General features: G+C 63.3%; 12 protein-coding genes and 1 pseudogene. 7 read left to right on the top strand and 6 right to left on the bottom strand.

Annotation, left to right across the window (positions count from 1 at the left end):
- Positions 1–2 precede the first annotated feature (2 nt).
- From LPC22_RS07885 to LPC22_RS07875, 3 genes are all read right to left on the bottom strand, one after another.
- The gene (locus tag LPC22_RS07885) at positions 3–1,262 is read right to left on the bottom strand and encodes a Na+/H+ antiporter NhaA (protein WP_229133412.1); all 1,260 of its coding nucleotides are present in this window, start codon (positions 1,260–1,262) and stop codon (positions 3–5) included.
- A 423-nt stretch (positions 1,263–1,685) separates the two neighbouring features.
- On the bottom strand, positions 1,686–2,165 hold the full coding sequence (locus tag LPC22_RS07880; RefSeq protein WP_229133411.1) for a Dps family protein: 480 nt from the start codon (positions 2,163–2,165) through the stop codon (positions 1,686–1,688).
- Between the two features lie 214 nt (positions 2,166–2,379).
- Complete coding sequence (locus tag LPC22_RS07875) at positions 2,380–3,756, bottom strand: hemolysin family protein (protein WP_229133410.1); 1,377 nt, start codon at positions 3,754–3,756, stop codon at positions 2,380–2,382.
- Between the two features lie 156 nt (positions 3,757–3,912).
- Here LPC22_RS07875 and LPC22_RS07870 point away from each other — a divergent pair, with 156 nt between their 5' ends.
- Positions 3,913–4,476 (top strand): redoxin domain-containing protein, encoded by a 564-nt coding sequence (locus LPC22_RS07870; RefSeq protein WP_024627523.1) that lies wholly within the window; start codon positions 3,913–3,915, stop codon positions 4,474–4,476.
- Between the two features lie 121 nt (positions 4,477–4,597).
- Positions 4,598–6,349: an FAD-dependent oxidoreductase gene (locus LPC22_RS07865; protein ID WP_229133409.1), complete on the top strand. Its 1,752-nt coding sequence runs from the start codon at positions 4,598–4,600 to the stop codon at positions 6,347–6,349.
- Positions 6,350–6,505: 156 nt separating this feature from the next.
- On the opposite strand, the gene LPC22_RS07860 is transcribed toward LPC22_RS07865, so the two are convergent.
- On the bottom strand, positions 6,506–7,519 hold the full coding sequence (locus tag LPC22_RS07860) for a LacI family DNA-binding transcriptional regulator (RefSeq protein WP_229133408.1): 1,014 nt from the start codon (positions 7,517–7,519) through the stop codon (positions 6,506–6,508).
- A 326-nt stretch (positions 7,520–7,845) separates the two neighbouring features.
- On the opposite strand from LPC22_RS07860, the gene LPC22_RS07855 reads away from it, so the two are divergent.
- From LPC22_RS07855 to LPC22_RS07835, 5 genes are all read left to right on the top strand, one after another.
- Positions 7,846–9,108: an ABC transporter substrate-binding protein gene (locus LPC22_RS07855; protein ID WP_229133407.1), complete on the top strand. Its 1,263-nt coding sequence runs from the start codon at positions 7,846–7,848 to the stop codon at positions 9,106–9,108.
- Positions 9,109–9,133: 25 nt separating this feature from the next.
- Positions 9,134–10,120, top strand: coding sequence for a carbohydrate ABC transporter permease (locus LPC22_RS07850; RefSeq protein ID WP_229133406.1), 987 nt, complete (start codon positions 9,134–9,136; stop codon positions 10,118–10,120).
- Between the two features lies 1 nt (position 10,121).
- Positions 10,122–10,982 (top strand): carbohydrate ABC transporter permease, encoded by an 861-nt coding sequence (locus tag LPC22_RS07845; protein WP_229133405.1) that lies wholly within the window; start codon positions 10,122–10,124, stop codon positions 10,980–10,982.
- A gap of 105 nt (positions 10,983–11,087) precedes the next feature.
- The gene (locus tag LPC22_RS07840; protein WP_229133404.1) at positions 11,088–13,208 is read left to right on the top strand and encodes an alpha-galactosidase; all 2,121 of its coding nucleotides are present in this window, start codon (positions 11,088–11,090) and stop codon (positions 13,206–13,208) included.
- A gap of 45 nt (positions 13,209–13,253) precedes the next feature.
- Positions 13,254–14,891, top strand: coding sequence for a glycoside hydrolase family 36 protein (locus tag LPC22_RS07835; protein WP_229133403.1), 1,638 nt, complete (start codon positions 13,254–13,256; stop codon positions 14,889–14,891).
- A 515-nt stretch (positions 14,892–15,406) separates the two neighbouring features.
- On the opposite strand, the pseudogene LPC22_RS07830 reads toward LPC22_RS07835, so the two are convergent.
- Positions 15,407–19,022: pseudogene (locus tag LPC22_RS07830) on the bottom strand (RCC1 domain-containing protein).
- 262 nt (positions 19,023–19,284) lie between these two features.
- Positions 19,285–22,044 (bottom strand): phosphoenolpyruvate carboxylase, encoded by a 2,760-nt coding sequence (locus LPC22_RS07820; RefSeq protein ID WP_229133400.1) that lies wholly within the window; start codon positions 22,042–22,044, stop codon positions 19,285–19,287.
- Positions 22,045–22,071 lie beyond the last annotated feature (27 nt).

Here is a 22,071-nt window from a genome sequence, read left to right as displayed (position 1 = left end):
GCCTATGCGCGCCTGGCGGAACGCAGTCGACCGGGGATAGTGCCCACGGCCACGACGAGCACAGACAGGACCGACCCCGCCAGCACGCCCAGCAGGGCTGACTCCAAGTGTGGGGATCCGGCGAAGGCCAGGTTGGCGATCAGGAAGGACATGGTGAAGCCGATCCCGCAGAGCTGGCAGAGGCCGATCATGTTCCAGGTCGTAGAGCCGGCAGGTCGTCGTAGCCCCAGATGACCTGCCAGGACCACCATGGTCAGGATTCCCAGGGGTTTGCCCAAGGCCAGTCCCAGCGTGGCGCCCCAAAAGACCCGGTCCATCAGCAGTCCGGGTCCCAGCTGATCCAGGGAGATGCGCAGCGAGAAGAAGGCGAAGACGGGTAGAACCACCAGGGCGCTCAAGGGTGTCAGCAGGCGATCCAACTGTTCGGCAGGCGATGATGCCTGGGAGTAACTCTGCTCAATCCCTATTGTCTCGATCCTGGCTGGATTGGCCCCGGTAGACTCTGTTCCGGATGGTTCAGCCTCGTGTGACCTGGCGACAGGGGTCAACAGGCCCATCGCAACTCCCGCCAGCACCGGGTGGATTCCAGCCTTGAAGAGGCCGTACCAGGCCAGCAGTCCGCCGGTAAGGGCGCCCAGCAGGAACAGCGGCATCAAGGGTCGCCAGAGCCGGGAGGAACGGCTCGCTGCTCGAACCAGCAGGGCCCAGACCACTAGGCCGGCCAGGCAGACAAGCAGCCAGCCCGGTTGTCCCAAACTGGAGTAGCCTAGGGCGATCAGCAGGACGCCAATCAAATCGTCGAAGATGGCCAGGGTCATCAAAAAGGCCTGCAGGGCGGGCCCAGTCTTGGGCAGGAGCAGTTGCAGAGCCGCCAGGGAGAAGGCTACATCGGTGGCCGTTGGGACAGCCCATCCACGCAAACCGGCGGGAGAGCCCAGGTTGAACAGGCAGTAGATCAGGATCGGAACGGCCACACCGCCTAGAGCGGCCAGCATGGGCAGTAGGACCTGCCTGTGGTCGCGCAGAGTGCCCGTGGCAGCTTCCTGGCGCAGGTCAAGACCCATGGTCAGGAAGAATATGGTCAGCAGCCCGTCCTGTATCCAGTCCTTCAAGGACAGGTTCAGTCCGCCCGGCAGATCCAGAGGTACCCAGGCGGCAAGCGCATTCAGGCATGGCCCGGCCTTCGGCAGATTGGCCAGGATCAGTCCGGCTACTGCGCAGACCATCATGAACAGGCCGGTGATCCTATCGTTTTCGGCCAAGGATGATAGGGCTGCGAGAAAACTTGAAGGATGAAGTCGGTTGTGCCGGCCTCTGTTAGATCCGCCCTGCCCACGCTGTGGATTTGATGGTCGGGCATTTGATGGCTTGGAATTCTGCTGCGAATTCGAAAGTCGGGGGTCTGATGGTTCGGGGTCTTGACGACGCGGATTAATTTGAGATTTCGGGAATGTAGGCGTGGGCGGCATGATGCTCCTGGTCGGGCGGGTAGGGTTCGGTCTTCCATGGCCGACCAGTCTTCCCGGCATGAGGCGGCGCCCGGCCGTCTCCCAAATGTCAATTCTATCTTGTTCAAAGAAGTTATGCCAGCGGCCCCGCACCTTTCACGATGCAGGGCCGCTGGCATACCGCTTATCGGAGCGGCGATGAGCTCTCAGAACTCAGAAACCGAGTAACTCAGTAACTCAGAACAGGTGGCTGCGCATGAACCACTGGAAGTGCTCCAGCTCCTGCACGTGGTCCTGCACGATGTTGGAGCTGATGACGTCCAGATCGTCCAGCTTCTCGATGGCCTCGCGGTCGCGCTTGATGAAGGTGGTGTAGTAGGTGTCCAGAGCCTTCAGGTAGTCCAGGGCATCCTGGCGGCCGGTCATGGTGATGCCATCCCAGTCGCGGTTCTTCATGATGTCGTCGGGCCGTCCGGCGGGGGAGCCGCCCAAGGTGGCGATACGCTCGGCGGTCTCGTCGGCCATGTTCAGCACCGAATCAACCTCGGGGTCCATCATCTCATGAATGCCGATGAATTCCTTGCCCTTCATGTTCCAATGGGCGTGCTTGAGGATAAGGGCAGTCTCCTGTTCCTGGCTCAGACGGCTCTGCAGGATGGCGATGACCTTCTCGCTGGTCGCTTCGTCGAGTCCCGGTACGGTAAAGTTCAATGCCATAATCGCTCCTTAAATGTGAAATTATGCCTGCGGTCGGGTCGGCCCGACCATGTACCTCCAGATTAGAGGAAAAGGCAAGGAAACGCTTGGATTTTACGGGAATCAACCAGTGAAATCATTCACGTACCATCGGCTACGCTGACAGTCACTTTTCCTTGACTGACGTGTGACCGGTCACCGGCTGACTGCCAACCGAGCACAGGCCAGAGGATAGCTAGGCTGCGGTCACGGCATCGCCTCGGCCCGCGTCAGATTGGCCGTCTCCGTCGTCGTCATCATCGTCGGCCTGGTCCTCGGCCTCCTGCCGCCGCCTGACCTCGATGGTCTCGATGCGCCGCCCGTCAACCTTGGTCACCACCATGTCATACCCGTCGTCGGAGTGAATCACATCTCCCACCTGCCCCATCCGCCCGGTCTGGGCCAGGAAGTAGCCGGCCAGGGTCTCGTATGGCCCGTCCTCCAGCTCGATCCCGGTCAGGTCGGCGAAGTCCTCGATGGTCATGCCGCCGTCGACCGTGGCAACCCCGTTGACGAAGGCGGTCGCCTGGGGATGGGCCGGGTTCTGCTCCTCGGGCAGGTCGTACTCGTCGCGGATGTCGCCCACCAGCTCCTCGGTCATGTCCTCCAGGGTGACGATGCCGTCGGTGCCCCCGTACTCGTCGATGACCACAGCCAGATGGATGCCCTTCTTGCGCAGCTTCTCCAGGCTGGGCAGGAGTTTGGAGGTGCCGGGCAGGGCGATGCCGGGCCTGGTCACGTCGGCCACGGTCTTGGCATGGGGATTGCGCACGTCCATCAGGTCGCGCACATGGACGAAGCCCAGCACGTCGTCGAAGTCGCGTCCGGTCACCGGGTAGCGCGAGTAGGGCTCGTCGTGCACGAATTCGACCGCCTCCTGCAGGGGCATATCCCCGGCGATGAAGACCACGTCGGCCCTGGGGCGCATGACCTCGGCCACGCTGGTCTCGGAGGCATCGAAGACGTCGCCCAGGATCATCCGCTCGTCCTTGCTCAGGTTGGTGTTGGAGGAGACCAGCATCCGCAGCTCGTCGTCGCTGACCTCGGTGTCGGTCTGCTGGGGATCGAAGCCCAGGATGCGCACGATGAGGTTGGTGTTCTTGCCGATCAGCCAGATGAGCGGCCTGCACAGGGTGGTGAAGACGTCGATGGCCGGAACGACGGCCCTGGCGATGGCCTCAGTGCGCTGCATGGCGATCCGCTTGGGCACCAGCTCGGAGATGACGATGGAGCAGTAGGAGATGATCAGAGTCAGAATCACCGTGGTCAGGGTGCTGGCCAGACCCTCATGCACGCCCCACCCGGTTAGGACGGGCACCACGTAGGGGGCTATGGATGATGCGCCGAAGGATGCCGAGAGGAAGCCCGTCAGCGTTACACCGATCTGCACGGCGGAAAGAAAGGTGTTGGGGTCGCGGGCAATGCGGGCCACCCGGGCTCCGCGCGCGTCCTGCTGCTCCATCTGCTCCAGCTGCGAGCCTCGCAGGGAGACCAGCGCCAGTTCAGTCCCCGAGAAGACGGAACCGAGCAGGAGGAAGAAGAGAATGAGCAGGATGTTCAGCCATAATGCCATGCCTTCAATGCTAGGGTATGGACGCCCCATGTGCCCTATGTCACACCCAAGCGGTGAACCTCCGTCTTCCCCATACAGCGCTACCTGACTAGCATGAAACACGGAAGCAGGTTCGGCTCCAAGCCGGCATTCCCAACGCTCCCGAAAGGATTTTTCATGTCACAGCTTCAGCACGAATTGACTGAGTTCACCACGCAGGCCTACCAGGATAACAAGACCTTCTCGGTCTCCAAGAAGGATCTGCTGGGCCACTGGTCCCTGCTCTTCTTCTACCCTGCGGACTTCAGCTTCGTCTGCCCCACCGAGCTGGAGGATCTGGCCAGCAAGTATGAGGACTTCAAGAAGATCGGCTGCGAGATCTACTCCGTCTCCTGCGACACCGAGTTCGTCCACAAGGCCTGGCACGAGGCCAACGAGAAGATCGCCAAGGTCCAGTACCCCATGCTGGCCGATCCGACCGCAACTCTGGCCAAGGACCTGCAGACTTACAACGAGGCCGAGGGCAAGGCCGAGCGTGGCGACTTCATTCTGACCCCTGAGGGCAAGGTCGTGGCCTACGAGGTCATCTCCTCCAACGTGGGCCGCAACGCCGACGAGCTGCTGCGCCGCGTCCAGGCCTCCCAGTTCGTCTACGAGCACGGCGATCAGGTCTGCCCTGCCAAGTGGGAGCCCGGCGAGGACACCATCGAGCCCAGCCTGGATCTGGTCGGCCAGCTCTGATCCGCAGCTGCCAACATCGGGAACTCGCCGATCGGAAGCGACCAGGGCGGGTTCCCTTTTCTGTATTCACGACCAGCATCCAACATCAGCACATCTGTGCATTCCTTCGGAAGAGGCATTCATGACGGAAGACAAGAATCTTTATGACGTGGTCGTCATCGGCGGCGGCCCTGCAGGCCTGAGCGCAGGCCTCTACCTGGCCCGGGCGCGGTATCGCACCCTGATCCTGGAGAAGGACGACTTCGGCGGCCAGATCACCATCACGGCCGACGTGGTCAACTACCCGGGTGTGGCCAGCACCGACGGCCGCAAGCTGACCGACACCATGCGCCAGCAGGCCCAGAACTTCGGAGCCGAGTTCATGAGCGCCGAGGCCACAGGCATTGAGGCCCAGGGCGACATCAAGGTGGTCCACACCTCCCGGGGTGACCTGCGCACCTTCGGCATCCTGATCGCCACCGGCGCCAGCCCCCGCAAGATCGGCTTCCAGGGCGAGCAGGAGTACGCGGGCCGTGGCGTGGCCTACTGTGCCACCTGCGACGGCGAGTTCTTTACCGGGCGCGAGGTCCTGGTGGTCGGCGGCGGGTTCGCGGCCGCTGAGGAGTCGGTCTTCCTGACCAAGTACGCCACCAAGGTGACCCTGCTGGTGCGTGAGGAGGACTTCACCTGCGATGCCGCTGTGGCTGACGAGGCCCGGAACAACGACAAGATCGAGATTCACTACTCCACCGAGCTCAAGGGAGTCTCCGCTGGCCCCGGCGGGCTGGTCGAGGCCACCATTCTGGACCGCAAGAGCGGGCAGACCACCACCTGGAAGCCCCAGGACGGCGGCACCTTCGGTGTCTTCGTCTTCGCTGGCTACGTGCCCCAGACCGGCATGCTCAAGGGCGTGGTGGATCTGGACGACCATGGCTACGTGCTGACCCACGACTACCTGGAGACCTCGGTGCCGGGCATCTACGCCGCCGGCGATCTGCGGGTCAAGAACCTGCGCCAGGTCATCACCGCCACCTCCGATGGGGCTGTGGCCGCCGTGGAGCTGGAGCGCTATGCCTCCAACATGTCGGACAAGACCGGTCTGGTGCCGCCGCGGCCCGAGGATTCCCCCTACGCCCGCTCCGAGCGGCAGGCCGAGAACTCCGCCCTGGCCTCGGGCACTTCGCCCGCGCCTGTGGCCCAGGAGCACGACCAGGCCCCGGCCAAGACCTCCGGCTTCTTCGGGCCGGACATCCGCAAGCAGCTGGACATGGTCTTCGGCAAGATGACCGGAAAGCTGGAGCTGGCCCTGGACCTGGACGGCAGCCAGGTCTCCAAGGAGCTGGAGGCCTTCGTGGACGAGCTGGTCGGGCTCTCCGACGGCAAGCTGACCTCCAGGGTGGACTCCCGCACGGATAAGGACGGCAAGGATTACGATCCCGCCGGCGACCTGCCCGATGCTCGGCCCAGCGTGCGCATCTGCCGGCTGGACGATCAGGGCGTCTCCCAGCCGACCGGGTTGGCCTTCCATGGCGTGCCCAGCGGCCACGAGTTCAACTCCTTCGTCCTGGCCCTCTACAATGCGGCGGGCCCCGGCCAGCAGGTGGATCAGCCCACCTCGGACCGGATCGACGCCATCAAGGACCAGGTGGACGTGATGATGCTGGTCTCTCTGACCTGCACCATGTGCCCGACCACGGTTCTGTCCGCCCAGCGGGTGGCTGCCCAGAACGGCAAGGTGCGCGCCGAGGCTTACGACCTGGCCCACTTCCCCGAGCTCAAGGATCAGTACCAGGTCATGAGCGTCCCCTGCATCGTGATCCGCAAAGATGGCAAGGAGACCGTGGAGTTCGGCAAGAAGTCCGTTCCTGAAATGCTGGATCTGATCGGGGCCTGACCCTGGGTCTGAGCCTGAACAGAGTCTGAGAAGGCGCTGACGTCAATGCCTTTGTGGCGATGATGCCAGCGTCTTTTCTGATGTAAGCCCCCGAATTATATTGATGAAAAACTATGGATATTATCCATGGTTCATATGCTTTAATTAGTTGTCGTATCAGCAGCCGCAGGAGTGACGGACGACCAGATCCGCCTTGATGATCTGCACGTCGGGAACCTTATCCGGCTCCAAGGCCGCATTGATGGCGCAGGAGGCAATTTTCGCAGTGTCCTGCTGCATAGTGGTCAGCTGAGGCCAGGTGTAGAGGGAGTCGATGGTGCCGTCGAAGGAGACGATGGCCACGTCCTCGGGAATGCGCAGCCCGCGCTCATGCAGGGCCCGAAGAGCCCCCATGGCCTCCAGGTCCGATCCGGCGAAGATGGCCTGGGGCGGCCTGCCGCTGTCGATCAGGTCCAAGGTGGCGCGATAGCCGCCCTCGCGGGTGAAGAAGGCCTGGCGGATCCTGCCGGCGGGAAGGTTGGCGTTCTGGTGGGCCGCGTACCAGCCCTGGATTCGCGCGTCGCCCCGGTCGTCGGGGGAGCCGCCAAAGAGCATGTCAACGCTGCAGTGCCGGTGCTCGATCAGGTGCTGGGTGGCGGTCAGGCCAGAGTGGAAGAAATCGGTCGACACGCTCTTGGCGTTGGTCACCCGGTGAGGCTGATCCATGAAGACGAAGTGGCTCTCCTCAAGATGGGCCATGCTCAGCTGTGTGTAGCTGCGTGACGAGGAGAGGAAAATGGCGTCAACATTGCGCTCCAGCAACTGCCTGATGGCCTGCTCCTCCAAATCGGGGTCGCTGCGCACGTTCATGAAGAGGACCGAGTACCCCCGCTGTATGGCCACCGTCTGCAGCTCGTCGTAGATGCCGGCGCTGAAGGGGTTGGACGAATCCGGCACGATTACCCCCAGCATCTTGGAATACCCGGTGCGCAGGGCTCGTGCAGTGGGGTTGGGGTGGTAGTTCAGCAGCTTCGCCGCCTCGCGCACCCGCTTGGATGTGTCCGGAGCCACAGCCCTGGGTCCGTTATTGAATACGTAACTGACCACCGCCGTGGAGACGTTGGCCAGTTTGGCCACATCCGTGCGCGTGGCCCTTCTGCGTTGTCGGTGATTTTTATCATTTGCAGCCATCAGAACTCGTTCCCATCTGCCTATTCACCAGTCTCAATTTATGCTACCCGGAATACGGAATCTACTCGAATTGATATCGCTGTCAAACCAAGTTCAAGGCCATCATTGACCTGTATGCGCAAGCCTTGCTATAGCTGAAAAATCAAGGAAAACAGTACCAATTACCCGGCGGTCACGAGTGTGTTTTTCCTCAAAAGCAATCGTTCAAGCAATCAGCATCAGATATTTGACAGATAAATCTACTCGTGTATATTTAGAGACGCGAAGTCAGTTCCGGGTTTCTTGGAACGTGTTCGGCAAAGAAGCAACCTACGAAGGAGTGGTTGATGAATAGGATCAAGACGGTGGCGGCGGTCGGCATCTGCTGCGCTATGGCAATAACCTCATTGGCTGCCTGCGGCTCTTCCTCCTCCGGGGGCAAGAAAACCGTGGAATTCATGACCATGCAGTCAACGGGGACCCCCCAGCTCAAGGCTCTTCAGGGCCTGGGCAAGAAGTTCGAAGAAAAGAATCCGGACATCACCATCAAGATGGTTCCGGGCACCAACAACAACGAGAACGACATCAAGGTTCGCCTGGCGGGCCATAACCCTCCGGACATCTGGAACACCCACGGATGGTCGCGCGACCGGTACGGCAACTTCCTGGAGCCGCTGCAGAACAGGCCCTGGGCCAAGCGGCTCAAGCCGATAGGCAACGATGTCTTCAAGACCAAGGACGGCAAGTTCTACGCCCTGCCCGCCGACATCCAGGTGTCGGGCATCATGTACAACCAAACGGTCCTGGATGCGGTCGGCATCGACCCCAAGTCCATCGACACCTGGGACGCCTTTGAGCAGGCCTGCACGAAGCTGAAGGCCGCCGGATACACTCCGCTCATCTCCTCCAACAAGGACGCGGGCCCCAACGGGGACCTTGCAGACTACATGCTTCCGGGCATGTACGACGAAAGCCAGCTCAAGGATCTTTCCAAGGGCAAGTTCGACACCGCAGTCTACGAGAAGTACACCTCCAGGGTGGCCAAGTGGGCCAAGGACGGCTGGTTCAATGTGGATTACACCTCCGCCTCCCAGGATGACATCTCCAGGCTGATGGCCCAGGACAAGGCCGGCTTCTCCTTCCGCTCCAACGGCAACTCCCAGCTGATCCAGTCCTACAACCCCAACGTCAAGCTGGGCATGATGCCGGTTCCTGCCGAAGTCGGCAAGCCCTACTTCTCCACGGGCGAGGACACCCTGACCTTCGGCGTCTCCAAGACCAGCAAAAACAAGGATGCGGCGCTGAAGTTCATCGACTTCATGGCCGAGCCTGAAAACCTGCAGAAGCTGGTCGACGTGAGCATGAACGATTCGGCCCTGACCGGCGTCAAGTCCGCACTGGGGCAGTTCGAGCCGACCTACAACTACTGGGTGAACGAGAAGAAGACCAAGCTGGTTCCCTTCTTCGACCGCAAGTACCTGCCCAACGGCATGTACAACACCTTGGCCAAGTCCACCGACGGTCTGCTGACCGGTCAGCTGACTGCACATGCCGCTGCGGATCAGGTCAAGACCTCCTTCAACAGCCTGTATGGCCAGAAGTCTTCCTGATTAGTCGACCAAGAGGAGTCGAGTCATGACAGATAGTCGCTCAGGGGCGATTCCTTCGCAGGACACCCAATCCGAATCACCGTTACATGGGGATGGCAGGAATGCATCCGTTGGCCACGGCAGGGGTCCCTCCCCGCGTCGTCGCCGCTTCAGGGGTGCCTCGATCAATCTCTTCTATCTTCCTGCCGTCATCCTCCTGGTGATCTTCATCATCTATCCGCTCCTGTCGGGGATCGGGCTTTCCCTGACCAACTGGGACGGGTACAACGACGCCAAGTCCTTCGTGGGGCTGGCCAACTACAAGCAGATGCTGACTGACACCAACTTCAAACAGGTGGTCATCAACACCTTCATCTACGGCATCGGCAGCACAGTGCTCCAGCAGATCCTGGGCTTGGCTCTGGCGCTGCTGCTGAACGCCAAGATCAAGGGGCGCACCCTGATCAGGGCCATCATCTACCTGCCCGCCCTGGTGGCCCCGGTCATCATGGGCATCATGTACTACTTCGTCTTCCAGTACCAGCAGGGCGCTCTGAACGCCGTCATGACGGCACTGGGTCTGCACAAGGTGGCCTGGTTCAACAATGCGGGGTTCTCGGTCTGCATCATCGTGCTGGTGAATTCCATCCAGTTCGTCGGCGTCTCCATGATCATCTACCTGGCCGGTCTGCAGACCATGGACCAGGAGGTGGTCGAGGCCGCCGAGGTCGATGGGGCATCCGGCTGGAAGAAGTTCTGGAACATCACCCTGCCGCTCCTGTCGCCCGCCTTCACGACCAGCGTGGTGCTGAACCTGATCGGAGGACTGAAGCTCTACGACATGGTCAAGGTGCTGACAGGCGGCGGCCCCGGGTATGCCACCAACTCCATCTCGACCTATATCGGCACGATCTACTTCGACAACCAGGCGGCCGGGTATGCCTCGGCCATCGGGGTCTTCCTCTTCGTCCTGATTGCCATCGTGACCTGGCTGGTCAACAAGGGACTGGCCAAGCTGGATTGGGAGGCCTGACATGGCTAGCAAGAACAAGAATGAGATGACCCCTGCCGAGCGGTCATACCAGCGTGGGCGTTGGGCCATCTACCTCTTCCTGGTCATCGTCTGCCTCTGCCAGCTCCTGCCCTTCTACCTGGCGATCACCACCTCGCTCAAGCCCTCGGATGATCTGAGCTCGGCTCTGAGCATGCGCACCCACGACATGGCATGGTCCAACTGGACCGAGGCCGTCAATGAGGGCGGCATCCTCAAATCCGTGCTCAACAGCGTGGTGGTGACCGTGGGGACGACGGCTCTGGTCTGCGTCCTGGGAGCGGCTGCGGCCTACCCCCTGGCTCGTCGCCTGACCCGGTTCAACAAGCTGGTCTCGGCCTTCATCCTCTCCATGATGATGATTCCGCCCCTGAGCATTCTGGTCCCCCTCTACTCCTTCCTGGTGAAGATCGGCGGGGTGAACAACTACTGGGGCATCATCGCGGTGCTGACGGCCACCAACCTGCCTCTGTCGGTCTTCCTCTACACGGCCTTCATCAAGGCCATACCTCCGGCGATTGACGAGGCCGGCGAGCTGGACGGAGCCAACAAGCTCCAGGTCTTCATGCGCCTGGTCCTGCCCATGCTCAAGCCGGTGACGGCGACCGTGGTCATCATGACTGGCTCGACAGTATGGAACGACTACGCCCTGTCCAGCTACATCCTGACCGACCCCTCGGCCCAGACCATCGCCCCTCGCGTGGCCTCCTTCTTCTCGGCCAATACCAACAATCTGGGCGTCGCTGCAGCGGCATCCCTGATTGCGGCAGCCCCCATGGTGGTCGCCTACATGTTCCTGCAAAAGTACTTCATTGCAGGGATGGTGGCCGGAGCAGTCAAGTAGTCTATCGATCAGGAGCCGCCCAACTGCAGTGGGCTGGGCGGCTCACTGGTTCATCAACCATCGTTGTTTTTGCACATTTGTGCCGTAGTTACTAAAGGATTTTTCATGCTCTTTCCACAGCCGGTCCATTCTGATCAGCCATTCACCTATATGGCCCTGGGGCCCATTACGCCGGGTGCCGATATTCCTGACATCAGGGGGCTCTATGCGGGTCCTGACCTGAATGGCTTGGAACAGACTCCCGCCTGGACCTCGACCCATTCGCCCCTGCTGCTGGAGCATGCACAGAACACCTACCTGCATCCGGGCCTGACCGGGCATCGGATCGCCCAAGGCCCCGAGGGCATCCAGGCCGGGCGCTCCTGGTCGCCTCGATTCCTGGTCGAGAGCCAGCCCGAGCAGACCGCCGACTCGCTGACCATCAAGGCCCGTGACGAGGATGCCCAGCTTGGGTTGGAGACCAGGGTGGAGGCCATGGCCGGCGGTTCCCTGAGGATTCGCCACACCCTGCGCAACCTGGGCGCCGACCCCTTCCTGCTGGAGGGTCTGGAGGTCCGCCTGCCCCTGGACGACCAGCAGACCCAGATTCTGGACTTCGCCGGCCGGCACGAGCGTGAGCGCAGCCCCCAGCGCCACGACCTGGCCGACGGGGCCTGGGTGCGCGAGTTCCGCTGGGGCCGCACCGGCTTCGAGGGGGCCGTGGTCATGGTGGGCACCCCCGGCTTCGACTTCCATCGCGGCAGGGTGCTCTGCGTCCAGCCGGCATGGAGCGGGAACACCGTGCTCCGGGTGGATCGGAACAGCGCCACCCCGGCCGGTGTCAGCGCTGGCGAGCTCCTGTTGCCCGGCGAGGTGGTCCTGGACCAGGGCCAGGAGTACAGCACGCCCTGGATCGTGGTCACGGCCTCCGACCATGGCATGGATCCGATCATGAACAGCCTGCACGCCTGGGAGCGCACCCTGCCCGAGCATCCGCGCGAGCAGCCGGTCATCCTGAACGTCTGGGAGGCCATCACCTTCAACCACGACTTCAATACCCTGCGCGACCTGGCCGACCGGGCCGCACGCATCGGGGTGGAGCGGCTCGTTCTGGATGACGGCTGGTTCCACCTGCGCCGGGACGACACGGCCGGTCTGGGCGACTGGTGGGTGGACCCGGCGGTCTGGCCCCAGGGTCTGGAGCCTTTAGTTGATTATGTCCACAAACTGGGGATGCAGTTCGGCCTCTGGTTCGAGCCGGAGATGATCAATCCGGATTCGGATGCCTTCCGCGACCATCCTGAGTGGGTCATGAGGGCATCCTCCAGAAACCCGGAGCTGCAGCGCAACCAGCTGGTCCTGGACCTGACCAACCCCCAGGCCTTCAACCATGTGCTGGAGGCCATGACCCGAGTCCTGGAGTCCTGCCAAATCGACTACGTCAAGTGGGACCACAACCGCGACCTTCTTGAGGCCGGCTCCCAGGCCCATGGTGGCGCGCCGGCCATCCACGAGCAGACCCTGGCCTACTACCGCCTGCTGGACACCCTCCGCGCTCGCTTCCCCAAGGTGGAATGGGAGTCCTGCGCCTCGGGCGGCGGCCGCATCGACCTGGGTGTGATCGAGAAGATCCGCCGTTTCTGGAACTCCGACATGACCGATGCCCTGAGCAGGCAGCTGATCCAGCGCTGGACCGAGCAGACCGTGGCCCCTGAGTACATCGGCGCCCACATTTCCCAGCCCTCATCCCAGCAGACCGGCAGAACCTACAGCCTGGATTTCCGGGCGGCCACGGCTGTCTTCGGGTCCATGGGCATCGAGTGGGACATCCGTCAGGCCAGCGAGGAGGATCTGGAGCGGCTTAAGGAGTGGATCACCTGGTACAAGGCCAACCGGGGCTTCCTCCACTCCGGCCGTGTGGTCCGCCTGGACCTGGCCGACCCTTCGGTCCTGGCTCATGGCGTAGTGGCCCCCGACCGCAGCCGTGCCATCCTGGCCCACGTCCAGTTGGACGAATCCCTGCATAACCGTGGTGTTTATCTACGTATTCCCGGCCTGGACCCCAAGGCCCGGTACCGGCTGGCCTGGACCGGCCCCGCCAAGCCCAGGGCTTCGCTGGAGCATTTGGATCCGACGGGTCCACTGGGCACCGCCGAGGTCACAGGCACCTATCTGGAGCGCGTGGGCATCCGCATACCCCGCTGCCAGCCCGAGACCATCCGCCTGATCGACCTGGTCCGGGTCTGACCCGCCGCCATCTGCCACACCACAGGGATGAAGGAGCACTGAATCATGAACCCAACCAGCCTTAGCCTGGGAGAGCCGGACTGGATTACGCTGACCACCGATGCCGACAGGGAGACCGCGCCCGCAGGCAGGTCCTTCCGTACAGCCCCCGATGCGAGGATCAGCCTCAAGGGCGAATCCGCTCTGACGGTCAGCCTGACCGCCGGCTCCACCCCCATCCGCTCCCTGGCCCTGCGCTGGACCAGGCCCATGCCTGCCGACGACCTCTACCTGGGCGATGCCTGGGAGCGTGGCTACGGGCGAATGGGTTTCCAGACCATGCGCGCCAACCGGTTCATGCCCTGGTACTTCCTGGCGGCTGGTCAGGAGCAGGCCGAGGGGTACGGGGTGGCCACCGGTGCCAACGCCTTCTGCTTCTGGCAGGTCGATACGGCCGGCATCACCCTCTTCATGGACCTGCGCAACGGCGGCAGTGGCCTGGTGCTGGACGGTCGGCAGCTTGAAGCCGCTACCATCATCTGCCTGCAATATCCGCTCCAGGAGCGGTCTGGCGGCCCGGTCTTTGCTGTGGCCAGCGACTTCTGCTCCCGGATCAGCCGCAAGGGCCTTATGCCCCCTGAGCCGGTCTACGGGAGCAACAACTGGTACTACGCCTACGGGGACTCCAGCCGTTACCGGATTCTTGCCGATGCCGAGTATCTGGCCGACCTGACCCAGGGCAACGCCCACCGCCCCACCATGGTCGTGGACGACGGCTGGCAGGACCACCACCGGCTTGAGGACTACAACGGCGGCCCCTGGCGGCGTGGCAACGAGAAGTTCGGCGACATGGGCGCCCTGGCCGACCAGATTAAGGCCATGGGCATCAAGCCTGGCATCTGGTACCGCCCGCTCCTCAACGAGGACGAGGCCATTACCGACCAGTTCAGGCTCCCGCACAACGGATGCCTGGACCCCTCGAACCCGCAGGCCCTGGACTACATCCGCCAGGACATCGCCCAGCTGGGGGAGTGGGGCTACCAGCTGGTCAAGCATGATTTCAGCACCTTCGACCTGCTGGGCAGGTGGGGATTCCAGATGAACCCCTGGCCCAGCCCGGACGGCTGGCACTTCTACGACCGGAGCCTGACCAGCGCCCAGGTGGTCAAGCAGCTCTACCGTGCCATATTCGAGCAGGCTACCAAGGCCGGGATGCTGGTCCAGGGGTGCAATGTGGTAGGCCACCTGGGCGTCGGCTTCATGCAGATCAACCGGACCGGCGACGACACCAGCGGCCTGCAGTGGGAGCGGACCAGACAGATCGGGGTCAACACCCTGGCCTTCCGCATGCCCCAGCACGGAAGCTTCTACGCCACCGACGCCGACTGCGTGGGCATATCCGACTCAATCGACTGGGAGCTCAACCGTCAGTGGATGGATCTCTTGGCACGGACCGGCACCCCGCTCTTCTTCTCGGCCCGCCCCGGCAGCCTGACCGCCGACCAGGAGGACCAGCTCAGGCAGGCCTTGGCCCTGGCCTCGACTGGCGGCGCGCATGCCATTCCCTCGGACTGGCTGGTCAACGACTGCCCTGAGATCTGGACTGACGACGGCGGCACCCGCCGATATTCCTGGTATCAGCCGGCTGGCCTGGAGTTTTCGGACAAGCCCGAGCGCTACGACGGGTACCTTTCCGCCGTTTAGAAGTAGATGGCGACCGTGCTCGGTTGGGATGGGCACAGCCGCCAGTTCGCCGGATTGCAGTGATGGGAACCCGGCCTTACTCGTGCGAAGTACAGTGGGGAATATTCGATAACGCCATTTACAGAGCCTCCCAAGAACTCTGCCGACTGTCTCCCCAACAGACGGTGCATGTCATCCGTTTCTGCGTCTTTGTACAGTTGATACAACCTTATCATCGCGCAATGACTATGACAGCCTGATCCAGTGTCGGCGGAACTTATGGTTGACGGAATGAGTAAACAGAGGCCAGGCTGGCTGGGGTTGTATACCCGTGGCCGGCTTGGCCGTGTTTCCTCCTCTCCCAGGCAGAGGCGGGGGCGTGCATGCCTGTCCTCGGCTTCCGCCTGCAGAAGTGTGGTGGGGGCGCGGGAGGGAAGTGTCGGGCTCTCTTGGGGTTGAGCCTTACGTGACACGTTTCCTCCCCGCTCCCCTTGATGGGCCGGGGGCGGGGGGATTGATACGCCGCCCGGCCGCTCTTACTCGTGCGAAGCGTGAACCAGTTGGCGTGTTTCCTGCCGGTGGCGGCGTGAGGCCAGGACCCCGCCCATGCCGGTCATGCCGGTGGCCAGGGCGAGCAGGATGCCTTCCCTGCCTGCCTTGGGGAGCACGCCTGCTGGCAGGTACGTGTACCTCAAGGATGTGTCCGGCGTTTGGGGTGCGCCGCCCAGCGTGTAGTCCACGCTGACCGTGACCGTGCCCGGCAAATGTGCGGGCGTGGTCACGGTGACGCTATTGCCGTCGCCGCGCGTCAGGCCTGATGCGGGGGTCTGGTCGAACCTGACGCCGGTGATCGCCAGAGCCAGGTTGAACGACACCGGCACAGGAGCCGACTTGGTGTCTGTGCTGCCGTCGCCGAGCTGGCCAAAGTTGTTTAATCCCCATGCCCAGGCGTTCCCGTCGCTGCCCACGGCCAGCGAATGAGAGCCTCCGCCGCTGACCTGTGCGGCTTGCAGTCCTTTGCTCGTGTCGGTGGGGCTGCTTGGGTCGCGCACGCGCACAGGAACAGACGAATTCGCATAGCTGCCGCTGCTTGTCCCGTCGCCGAGCTGGCCATACTGGTTGTTTCCCCATGCCCAGGCGTTGCCGTCGCTGCCCACGGCCAGCGAATGATAGTATCCGGCGCTGACCTGCTGGTAGGTGAAATCCGCTGGCAGGTCCGGGTACGTCTTGCGGTCGGGTGTCTTCACCCTGACCGGCGCATGCCGCTCGGTGATTGTCCCGTCGCCGAGCTGGCCATTGTAGTTCCATCCCCAGGCGTAAACGTTGCCGTCGCTGCCCAGGGCCAGGGAATGCCAGCTTCCGGCGCTGACCTGCTGGTAGGTGAAATCCGCTGGCAGGTCCGGGTACGTCTTGCGGTCGGGTGTCTTCACCCTGACCGGCGCATGCCGCTCGGTGATTGTCCCGTCGCCGAGCTGGCCATTGCTGTTGTATCCCCAGGCGTAAACGTTGCCGTCGCTGCCCAGGGCCAGGGAATGCCAGCTTCCGGCGCTGACCTGCAGGTAGGTGAAATCCGCTGGCAGGTCCGGGTACGTCTTGCGGTCGGGTGTCTTCACCCTGACCGGCGTAGTCTGGCTGCTGCTTGTCCCGTCGCCGAGCTGGCCATTGCTGTTGTATCCCCAGGCGTAAACGTTGCCGTCGCTGCCTATGGCCAGGGAATGAGCGTCTCCGGCGCTGACCTGCAGGTAGGTGAAATCCGCTGGCAGGTCCGGGTACGTCTTGCGGTCGGGTGTCTTCACCCTGACCGGCGCAGACTGGTAGCCGCCGGTTGTCCCGTCGCCGAGCTGGCCATTGCCGTTGTTTCCCCAGGCGTAAACGTTGCCGTCGCTGCCCAGGGCCAGGGAGTGATAGTATCCGGCGCTGACCTGCAGGTAGGTGAAATCCGCTGGCAGGTCCGGGTAGGTCTTCCGGTCGGGCGTCCTCACCATGACCGGCGCAGACTGGTAGCCGCCGGTTGTCCCGTCGCCGAGCCGGCCATTGCCGTTGTATCCCCAGGCGTAGGCGTTCCCGTCGCTGCCCACCGCCAAGGAAAAACCATAGCTGGTGTTTGTTGATCCGCTGACCTGGCTGAATCTGATGCCCCGGCTGGCATTGTCGGGCGGGGTGATGGTCGCGGGTTCCCTGCCCAGCTGGCTGCCCTTATTGGGGCTGATGCTCCACTTGGTGTTCCGGCTTGCCGGCGTCCAGTGGGCGGCCAGGGTCAGGTCCTTGTCGACGGGCCTGCTGAAATCGTAGGCGACCTCGCCGGTGAACCAGCCGTCGAACAGGAAGCCCTCCCGCGCAGGGTCGGGGGAGGGGCGCTTCACCCTCCCGTACGGGGAAAGGACAGTCTGGTCCGCTGGTTTCGGGCTTCCGCCGCCCGTGTCGAAGCGGACCGTGAACGCGGATTCTGGTTCCGCAGCTCGTGCCGGCGGCTGGTCGACCGTGTACGCAAGGCTTCTGGCGAAAGGCTGCCCGTCCTGCCTGCCCGTGATAAGGATGGCGGCTTGTCCCGGTTTATGGTCGGGCATGCCCGCCCGCCAGGCGCTGCCGATCTTGCTGAGGCTGAGCGGCTGGCCGTCCAGGCTGGCTGATTCCAAGGTGGGCGCAGCAGTGGTGTCGAGCCTGTCGGGTTTACCGGGGTTGCCTTGGGCATCCAGGCTCCACGCGCGCATGCCGCCCTGCCTGCTGATGGCGGCGATCCTGCCGCCGGCAGCGGCGGCCTGCATGTACTGCTGGCTCTCGTCGTCCGCGCGCTTGGGGGCTTCGCCGGGCTTCCAGACCCAGACGTGGCCGTGTTTGTCGATGATCGTGGCCTGATCGCCGCTGCTGTTGATTGTGCCGGTTTGCTCGCCGCCGGGCAGGCTGACGATTGTCGGGCTGCTCTTGCCGTCTGGCAGGTACCGGGCCTGCCCGTCCGCGTCCAGGAGGAGGAACCCCTGGTTGAGGGCCTGGGCTTGGACGGTGCGCATGCCCGGGTCCTGCTTGACGCGTGTGGGCTTGGCTTTCCCGAGGTTGCTCATCTCCCAGGTCCAGGCTTGCCCGTCCGCGTCCACGATGAGCGCCTGGCTGGCGGAGGCGACGGCGGTGACGGCCTGCGCTTTCTCGGGCAGGCTGGTTGCGGCCTGCTCCAAGAATTCCGGGTTCTGATTCTGGCTGTCGGCCTGGCTGGCCTGACAGGCGTGGACCCGGCCCTGCCGGTCCACCGCCAGCAGGAGGTCGTCGTTCAGGCTGATGCTGGTGAACCCGTCATCCTTGCCGGTGTCGAGGATGGCGGGCGTTGATTGTCCGCTGTCCCAGGTGTAGATGTGCTGATCGGATCCGAGCGCGGCCTGCGATCGGCTGCCGGCTGCGGCCTGCAGGTAGCGGAACCCGTCGGGGGCCTGGGCGGGGGAGGGAACTGGTTTGGGCGTGCTGTCCTGCGTCCAGGTGTAGATGCGGCCGTCGCCGGCCAGGCCGAGGATCTGGCCGCCTGCGGCTTGGATGCTGGCGAACTGAGGCTCCTGCCTGTCGGGCGGGCTGATGGTCAGCCGGGCGCCGGCGGCGGGCCCGTGCTCCGGGCTCAGCCGCCAGTCCGCGGTCTTCGACCACTGGGCTTTCAGGGTCGTGTCCTGGAGGATGGGGGTCTGCAAGTCGAAGGGCTGGCCGTCAAGCGTCCACCCGTCAAACAGGAAATCATCACGCGCAGGATTCTGTTGCGGGGGAGTGGCGAGAGTACCGGTCTTCACAGTTGATGGTGTTATCTTGCTGCCGTTGGCAGGGTCGAAGCGCACTATACGAGAAGCTTGATTATCTGTCTTTTCGGCTGATTTAGCCGGAGCGGAGTCTGTGCCGTCTGTATTGTTTGTCGTCGATGGTGGAGTGCTTGGACTCGGTGTTGCGGGGCTTAACGGTGTGGTGGCTTGTATTGGTGAGGGTGATGGTAGTGGTGTGTTGGTTGCGTTGCTGGGGAGGGTGCCGGGGGTTTGCTCAGCTACGCGAGGGGTCTGACGACCCCCCCCCCCCGGTGAGGATAGGAGCATCCGCCTGGGCGGATGCGACGCCCAGGCCCGCAAGCATTCCCAGCAGGATGACAGCCATCGCCAGGATGCGGCGCAGACGGGAAACCAGATGCATCAAACCAAAACCCCTTCACCAAACACCAAGCGGGATCAACACCGCCTGCCTATCAAAGTTCTGCCTGTCAACGCCAACCCTGCATCAAATTGCAAGAGCTAATGGCGTAAGCCAGCTGTCTCTCGACATCCCCCGCTTTTCACCCTACCACCCAGTCAGAAAACAACACACGATCACATCAGGGTCACTTGAATACGGCGAGGCCCCGCCTTCTGCTATCTGCAAGAGAACGGGGCCTCATCCTTAATCCGTCAAGCGGCGATCAGCCGGTGTTCTGCAGACCGGCGGCGACTCCCGAAACGGTGCAGAGGATCAGGTAGATGAAGTCGGCCTGTTGGCTCTTGCTGAGCTCCTCCTTGTCGTTGCGGCGACGCAGGGCCCGCAGGGCGCGCACCTGGGTCACCGACAGGGCGTCCACATAGGGAGAGCGGATCCGGATGGCCTGGCCCAGCACGTGGCGGTGCTGCAGGGGCCACTCGTCGCCCACGATCTGCAGAACCCACTTGCGGGTCAGCTCCATCTCCGAGAGGACCTTCTGGCTCAGGTCGTCCCGGTCGCCCAGGGAGAGGTACATCTTGGCGATGCGCTCGTCGGTCTTGGCCAGGCTCATCTCGATGTTGTCGATGAAGGTGCTGAAGAGCGGCCACTCCTCGTAGGCCTGACGCATGGTCTCCAGGTCGCCGAACTTCTCGCAGGCGGTGCCCAGGCCGTACCAGGCGGCCAGGTTGATTCGGGCCTGCGCCCAAGAGAAGACCCAGGGTATGGTCCGCAGATCGTCCAGGGACTTGGCGCCCAGACCGCGCTTGGCCGGTCGGGAGCCTATGGGCAGCAGGCCGATCTCGTTCAGGGGCGTCACGATGGAGAACCAGGGGGCGAAGTCCGGCGTGTGCAGCAGGTCCAGGAAGCGCTCGTGGGCGGCCTGATCCAGCTTGCCGGCCATGTCCGCGTACTTCTCGGTCATGGTGGTGTTGCGCTCCTCCACGCTGGGCGCGGACTGGAGCAGGGTGGCCGCGGCCACGGACTCGATGTGGCGGATGGCCAGGACCGGGTTGCCGTAGCGGGCGAAGATGACCTCGCCCTGTTCGGTCAGCTTGAACCGGCAGTTGACCGAGCCCACAGGCTGGGCCAGCACGGCACGGTTGGCAGGGCCGCCTCCACGGCCTACAGCGCCGCCGCGTCCATGGAAGAGGGTCAGATCAATGTCATGGCTCTCGGCCCACTTGGCGATGCGCTCCTGGGCGGAGTGCAGGGCCAGGGTCGCCGAGACGGGTCCGGCATCCTTGGAGGAGTCGGAGTAGCCCAGCATGACCTCCATCTTGTTGCCGGTCTCCTTGAGCCGGGCCTGGACCTCGGGGATCTTGATGATCTCCTCCAGCACGTCCACCGAGTTCTGCAGGTCCTCCAGCTGCTCGAACAGGGGGATCACGTCGATGACCGGCACGTCCTCGGCATGCTCGAAGGCCAGCCGGTTGAGCTCGTAGACGTCCTTGACGTTCTGGGCCGACTTGGTGAAGGAGATGATGTAGCGGCGGGCGGCCTTCTGGCCGTTGCGCTTCTGGATGGCTCCCAGGGCCCGGAAGGTGTCGAGCACCTCGTGGGTCATGGGCTGCAGCTCGCCGCGTTCGCCGTGCAGGCCGTGCTCGCGGATGTCCTCCAAGGCGCGGGCGTGGACCAGGGAGTGCTGGCGGAACTCCATCTCCACCATGTGGAAGCCGAAGGTCTGGGCCTGCCAGATCAGATCCTGCAGGGGGCCGTAGGCCTGACGGGCCGCGCCCGCCTTGGCCAGGGAGTCCTGGACCACGCGCAGGTCGGCGATGAAGTCGTCGCAGTCGGCATACATAAGATCGGCGTCACGCTGGATGGTGGCCTGCAGGCGGTCGGCGATGACCAGGACCACGGCCCGGTGCAGCTCGTTGTGCGAGATGGTGGTGGCCCGGTCGGTCAGGCGCTCGCTCATCTCCTTCTGGTGGCTCCACAGGCTCCTCAGCTCGGGGCTGGGCGGCGTGGTGGTCACCTCCATGGTCATGTTGCGGCCCACGGTGGTGGTGGCCTTGACCAGGGCCTTGAGCATGTGGTCGGAGAACTTGCGGGCCACCTTGCGCGAGACCTTGGCGGTCACATTGGGATTGCCGTCGCGGTCGGAGCCGATCCAGCTGCCCGGGTGGAAGAAGGCGGGGCAGACGGGCTTGACCATGCCGGCCTTCTTGCCCAGCATCCAGTCGTCGAAGCGGCGGTAGACCTTGGGAATGGTCTCGAAGAGCGTGGCGTCGAAGATGTCCAGAATGGTGTTGGCTTCCTCGACGGGCGTCGGCTTCTTGGCTGCGATGGGCGAGGTGCGGAAGAGGGCGTCGATCTCGTTGTGCAGCAGACGCTCGTTCTCCTCCAGCTCGGAACCGCCCAGACCACGGCGAACGGCCAGCAGGTTGGCGATGCGCCGGATCTTGCCCTCCACGGCCTTGCGCCTCGCCTCGGTGGGGTGGGCGGTGAAGACGGGGTGGAACTCCAGCTTCTCCAGCAGCTCCGAGGCCTTGGCCGGGCCCATCTCCTGAAGGAGCTGGCTGTAGGCGCTGGTCATCTCGTTGATGGGGTCGGTGCCCTTGACTTTGAGGTCTACCTTGCCCTCGCGCTCATGCAGGACCTTCACCCGGTAGTTCTCCTCGCAGAGGTTGGCCAGGTGGAAGTAGGTGGTCAGGGCGCGGGCCAGCAGCTGGGAATCCTTGACGGATGTGTCGTCGATCAGGGCCACGGCCTTGGACAGGCCGTCCTCGTCAGGTACAGGGTCCGAGGGGTGGCGGTTGAAGTGCTCGGCGCTGGCCGTCATCACGTCCTCGCGCAGGGAGTCGAAGCGCTTGAGCAGCTGTTGATCGAATTCCCCCAACACATCCCTGAGCAGCCGCAGGCACAAGGCCATGTCCTCATCCAACGATTGAGGCAGCTTGCGTTCCTCCGGCCCCTTGGTCCCGGTGCCGGATGTGACCAGGGTCGCATCGGCAGCCGTGATTTGCTGATTACTATCTGTCATCAGTCCTCCTTGTCGAATCGCAGGTTG

The organism is Bifidobacterium mizhiense (genome assembly GCF_020884755.1).
GTDB classification, from domain to species: Bacteria; Actinomycetota; Actinomycetes; order Actinomycetales; family Bifidobacteriaceae; genus Bombiscardovia; species Bombiscardovia mizhiensis.
Note: the sequence above shows the minus strand (reverse complement) of the source record. Positions and strands in the feature narration are given on the sequence as shown.